Source organism: Jatrophihabitans sp., from assembly GCF_046262535.1.
In the GTDB taxonomy this organism is placed as follows: Bacteria; Actinomycetota; Actinomycetes; order Mycobacteriales; family Jatrophihabitantaceae; genus Jatrophihabitans.
On the sequence record NZ_JBHEMO010000139.1, the window covers coordinates 42,517 to 48,516 of the forward strand.

2 protein-coding genes are annotated in these 6,000 nt (G+C 67.2%); both read left to right on the forward strand.

The features are described 5' to 3' along the window. Positions 1-209: 209 nt before the first annotated feature. Positions 210-1,088: an alpha/beta fold hydrolase gene (locus tag ABR571_RS18490; protein ID WP_409454683.1), complete on the forward strand. Its 879-nt coding sequence runs from the start codon at positions 210-212 to the stop codon at positions 1,086-1,088. Between the two features lie 2,324 nt (positions 1,089-3,412). Next, a complete protein-coding gene (locus ABR571_RS18495) occupies positions 3,413-5,860 on the forward strand; it encodes a glycosyltransferase (RefSeq protein WP_409454675.1) in 2,448 nt (815 codons plus the stop codon). Positions 5,861-6,000: the final 140 nt, after the last annotated feature.

The window sequence follows — 6,000 nt, forward strand, 5'->3', positions numbered from 1 at the left end:
CCGGCACCGTCGCGACCGTGGGCACGGTGCTGTTAGGCGTGGCTGTCTTACTCGCGGCGCCGTTCTCGCTGCACCCGTCGATAGCGAACCTGCCGTCGCCGTACCTGGTTCGCGCAGATCAGTCCGTATGTACCTGGCGGGGCGCGTGAGTTTCGATCATCGGGACGAGCTGTCATGCCGCCAAGCGCACGCTGCGTAGCGTGCAGGACATGTTCGACGGATTCACTCTGGACTATGTGACGGTTGGCGAGGTCACGCTTCGGGTCCGGTACGGCGGCCTCGGCACGCCCGTCGTGCTACTGCATGGACATCCGCGCACGCACACCACGTGGCACGCCGTCGCTCCGCTGCTGGCCGCAGACCATCTGGTCGTGACACCTGACCTTCGCGGGTACGGCCGGTCGACGCTCCCTCCGGACGCTGTCGGGCACGCTCAATCCAGCAAACGCGCAATGGCGACCGACGTTGCGATGCTCATGTCGCACCTTGGTCATGAGCGCTTCGCTGTCGTAGGCCATGATCGCGGTTCCCTTGTAGCCTTCCGCGCGGCGATGGACTATCCCGGCCGCATCACGCATCTCGTCGTCATGGACGGCCTTCCCGTGATCGAGCACCTCGAACGAGTAGACGCTCGGTTCGCTGCTGCGTGGTGGCACTGGTGGTTCCTCGGTCAAACAGACAAACCAGCCGAACGCGTGATCAACGCCGACCCCGACGCCTGGTACAGCACGCCGCCACCACAGCTGATCGGCGAGGGAAATCATGCTGACATGTGGGTTGCGTTTCGCGATCCCGACGTCGTCCACGCGATGGCCGAGGATTACCGAGCGGGACTCGGCATCGATCGCGATCATGACGCCGCCGACCGCGACGCGGACCGCCGGGTCACATGCCCAATGCTGCTGCTTGAGTCGGCCCTGGACGATCTGAATATTCAGGGCGACCCAGCAGCGATCTGGGCGCGTTGGGTACTTGGCCCGGTCAACCATCACATCATTGACAGTGGTCACCACCAGGCCGAAGAAGCACCCGAGGCCGTTGCTGCCGCGATCCGACGCCATCTGCTTTCCGCGGGCCCAACGAACTGAACCTTGCGCGCGACAGGAACACACGCCTCTGCCGCTTGGTCTCCCCAACTCGTTCACGACGTGCTGAGGCACTTGCAGCCGCGTAGGGCCCTCACCGGTGTTCTCGAGGAGTAGTTCGAACTCGATGGCGGCAGCGGAGCCACCGCCACGCCGGCGAGACTGACGATTCGGGTTCGCCTCGAGGGATTGAATCGACGCATCAATTTCGGACACCGCGGAACCGTGGCGTCGACGGGGTTGCACTCGGCAGTTATCTCCGCGGCGAGGCGCCAGCGGCGCGGGCCGCCCCGATTTGTTTGTGAAGGTGGCAGACAGCCGAGTATTCGACGCGTTCTACATTGCGATGTCAGGTTGGCTAATTTCTAGCCGCGCGCGCCGAGTGTTCGAGTCACTGATCGCGCAGGATGTTGTATTTGTTCCCGTGGCAGTCAACGGGGAGCCGTTCTGGGGAAGCACACCGACGCTGACCGCCACCACGACCACACCGGCCGTTCGACCACGTGAAACCACGACAACCTCCAGCAAGATGCGCTTGAGTCCTTCAGCGGACGCATTGACGAACGGACGGTAAGCACAAGATCGCCTCCGCGACACGCGGCCAGCAGACCACAAGCGGACTGGTCGCTTCCTGCCACACCCCTGGTGGCACGAACAGCCGCCGCGGACTGCTGACGTTCGGTTCAACGGTGGCCTCGAGGCGAGGTCGGCAGTCGGCGGCGCCGTCGAGTCCGGTCTACGTCTGGCTGCTGGCGTACGCGAGGCTGGCGTACGCGTCGAACGTCCCCGGGCCACCGGCGTCCGGACGCGGGGGAATATTTGGCGTGGGTGGCCCCGGGACGGACCCGGAAGGAGGGGCCCTAAGGGTGGCCGTGGGAAGGGATCGCGGTGGGGGCTCCGGTCGGGTGGCTCGGCGTCGGCACCCGCACCGGCGGTGTCACTGACGGGCGGCCGTGTACCGGCGGGACGCTGAACGGCGCACCGCCGGGGTGAGCCACGCTGCCCACGCCGGCAGGCTTTCCGGCGGTTGCCGGCCTGCCAGCGTCACCGGGTTCACCAATCATCACGCCGGCCGGCCTCCGGGTGCCGTGGCCGCGCCCGTAAGCGTGACCGCGTCCCCGGCTCGAGTGGGACGAGTGGCCGGCGAGGACAGGGCCCGCGTGCTGCTGTGCCTTCGACGCAGCGGTGCTCGGCAGGGTGCGACCCGGTTCGGAAGGCCTACTGCCCGACGCGGCAGCCAGCGCTACACCGCCCGTCGCCGCCACCGCCAGCACGGCGAGGGTAGCTGACTTGACCAAACGCATGAGACTTCCCATCCGAGGATCCGGCTCCGTACACACAGCAGCGTCCAACCCAACGGAAATGTCACACCTGAAGCGGAGGTGGGTCATCGAAGGATTTGGTCAGAGACGGCGACCTACTGCTGGGCGAAGAATCGGAGTTCCTGTGCCTGCCTAAACGGCGACTTGACGTAGCGTGAGATCTACGTAATGTCGGAGTCATCGTGCGCGCTCATGGCACGGTGCCGTGACGGGTCGACCACCCCCGAGTCGACCCGTCACGGCATGTCGAAGGAGTCCGGGCAGGGGCCCACCTTTCGTTGCTGAGGAACGTAAGTTGACCCGACCCACACCGATCCCGCTGCGGCCAGTAAACGACCTGCCGGCTCACCGGCCGTCCGCGGCGAACGAGCGCGCGTCACAGGGCGCGTGCCGACCGCGGCCGACGCGCGGCAACGCGTCCGGCCCGAGGCAGCCCCGTCCCGCGGCGGCGATTAGCGGGGGAGCGGGCAGGCCCCGCGCGACATCGCCGATATTCGTCGACGAGTCGGGTCGGCGTACTCGGTTAGCCCGACTGACCGTGCGCGCGATCGTCGCGCTCATGGTCCTCGGTATCGCAGCTCTCGGGCTGAGCGTCATCGGCGGGGTTCCGCTGCCTGGCGTGACCCCGCGTGTCGCGCTACCGAGCGGTGAGCGCGCGCACCCGCGCACCACCGGCATCAGCAAGCCTTTGCGACCCGTGCCCGAACCTACGAATGTAGCCGCGCGGCGGGGCATTACGCCGGCGTCCGGTGGGACGCCGACCGCCTCCGATGCGGCGGGCGGCGGGGGTTCGCGTGCCTCGGCCGGCGTTCAGGCTCCTCCGTCGGGGAGTTCGACGACTAGCGGGGCGACGCAGTCTGTCCCGAGACGTACGTCCGCCGTCCCGACGCAGGCGTCGACCCAGCCGGGATTGGGCTACGGTCGCAAGTCCGCCCCGGCGGCCCACACAACGCCGCCCAATAGCAACGGCCTAAGTACTCGCTCCTCCACGCGACCAACACCTCCGTGAAACGCCCCCATGAGGTCCGGGCGCACTGGGGCCTTCTCGCGCTGCTGCTGATTCTGGTCGCGGCACTGCTCACGGTGTCCGCGGTCACGAGTGGTGCGCTGGGCGAGCATCCCTACAATCCGCCGCGCGGGGAGAGGGATGCACCGGTGCCTGCGGCTGTTCTCGCTGGCGGCCCGATCCTTGATGCGACACACCCGTCGGTCGCGGGTCTGCGAGTCGCTCCGCGCACTGTCGTGTTGACGTTCGATGACGGCCCCAGCCCCTACACGCCGCAGGTGTTGGACATTCTCGAGAAGTTCCATGTCCCGGCGACCTTCTTTGTCATCGGGACACACGTCACCGGCAACAGCGCGGCATTGCGCCGCATGGTGGCCGACGGCGACGAGATCGGGGTGCACACCTTCACCCACTCCGACCTCGCAACCATCCCAGCCTGGCGTCGGCAATTGGAACTGGACACGACGCAACTGGCCATCGCTTCGGCGACCGGCTACACGACCGACCTGCTGAGGCCGCCGTTCTCCTCAGAACCGGGGAGTCTGACGCCGGGCGAATGGGGAGCGATCACCCGGGCGGGCAGTTATCGGATCGTGCTCGCCGACCGGGACACCGAAGATTGGCGCCGGCCGGGGGTGGACAGCATCGTGGCCGCGGCCGCGCCCGGGGGTCCGGCCGCCGGCGTGGTGATGCTGCACGACGGCGGGGGTAACCGCAGCCAGACCGTGAGCGCCTTGAAAATCCTCATCCCGGAGTTGAAGGCGCGCGGCTATCGCTTCGCAACCGTCTCGCACGCGATCGGCGTCCGCTCGCCGTGGACGCGCGCATCCGGATGGCAACGAGCACGCGGCAGCGTGGTAATCGGCGCCGTCGTCCTTTCGGGCTGGTTGCGTAACGGGCTACAGGTCCTGTTTCTGACCGTCGGTGTGCTGGCCGTTCTCCGAGTCCTGTTACTCCTCGTTCTTGCCCGCCGCCATGACCGGCTGACCGCCGCCCCTCACCGCCCCGGACCGGCCTCACTGCCGGGCCTGTCGATAGTGGTCCCCGCGTTCAACGAGGAGGCCGGTGTCGAGGCGTGTGTCCGCTCGCTGGTCGCTTGCGATTATCCGCAGTTCGAGGTGATCGTCGTCGATGACGGATCCACAGACGGCACGGCCGACGTCGTCGCAGGGCTCGGCCTGCCTGGACTTCGCCTGCTTAGGCAACCCAACGCGGGGAAGCCGGCGGCCCTCAACGCGGGGATCGCTGCTGCCGTGTACGACGTTCTCGTCCTCGTCGACGGCGACACCGTGTTCGAGCGGGACGCGCTGCGTGAACTGGTGGCGCCCCTACGGGACCCGGCTGTGGGGGCAGTGTCGGGGAACACGAAGGTGGGCAACCGGCAGGGGCTGCTCGGGCGCTGGCAGCACGTTGAGTACGTCATCGGCTTCAATCTTGACCGTCGGATGTTCGATCTGCTGCGGTGCATGCCTACCGTGCCTGGAGCAATCGGGGCGTTCCGTCGCGTGACCCTGACCGACGTGGGTGGCGTCAGCGACCAAACCCTTGCCGAGGACACTGACCTGACGATGGCGATCTGTCGCGCCGGCTGGCGCGTGGTCTACGCCCCGAACGCGCGAGCCTGGACAGAAGCACCAGCCTCGCTGAGCCAGCTATGGCGGCAACGCTACCGGTGGTGCTACGGAACGCTGCAAGCGATGTGGAAGCACCGCGGGGCAGTCCTCCAACGCGGCGCGGCAGGTCATTTCGGCCGCCGTGGGCTGCCCTACCTGCTTCTCTTCCAAGTCCTCCTGCCGCTGCTCGCACCGGTCATCGACCTGGCCGCACTGTTCAGCATCATCACCGGCGACATCGGACTCATCGGCGCGAGCTGGCTCGGTTTCCTCGCGCTGCAATTCATCGCCGCCGGCTACGCGTTCCTGCTCGACGGCGAACGACTCCGCACGCTCTGGGTGCTTCCCATCCAGCAATTCGTGTACCGGCAGCTCATGTATCTCGTGGTCATCCAATCCGTCGCCAGCGCGCTATACGGCGTGCGACTGCGCTGGCACAAACTCGAGCGCACCGGGACATTCGACTCCGTGCCGAGAACCGTCGCACTGGCCGACGTCGGCGGCACGGATGACGGACTGCACGCTTTAGCAGCAGCCCACTTCCACCAGCCATCACCGGCTCCTCGTGCCCATCCGGAATCGCCCGAGTCGCCACGGACACCGGCAACCCTGGCATTGAAGCCCTCGCCCTCGCAGCATCCCTCCGCAGGTCGGCCCGCTGATCGTTCTCCTGTCGTTATCGACGATGCCACCGTCACGCCGGCTGCAAGGCAGCAGTCAGGCGAAGACCCGCCCGCGCGACTCAGACCAAACGCAGCACGACGTCCGCGGCCCCGGAGCCCTCGTGATCAACTTCGCCACACTCGGACTGGCACACCACGATCCTCAAGCTGACGACTGGACCCGCGCCCGCACTACCAGCAGGGTGCCCGAGAGCGCATCAAACTAGAGGTCACGAAATGCCCCGAGCGCGGCCACGTCACGACCGGCCTGTCGGGCAGCCTCACCGTTGACCCATTCGCTCCCTTCGCCGG

Excerpts from the sequence above, each read along its gene's own strand:
- ABR571_RS18490 (WP_409454683.1), top strand. The coding sequence starts at position 210 with ATGTTCGACGGATTCACTCTGGACTATGTGACGGTTGGCGAGGTCACG.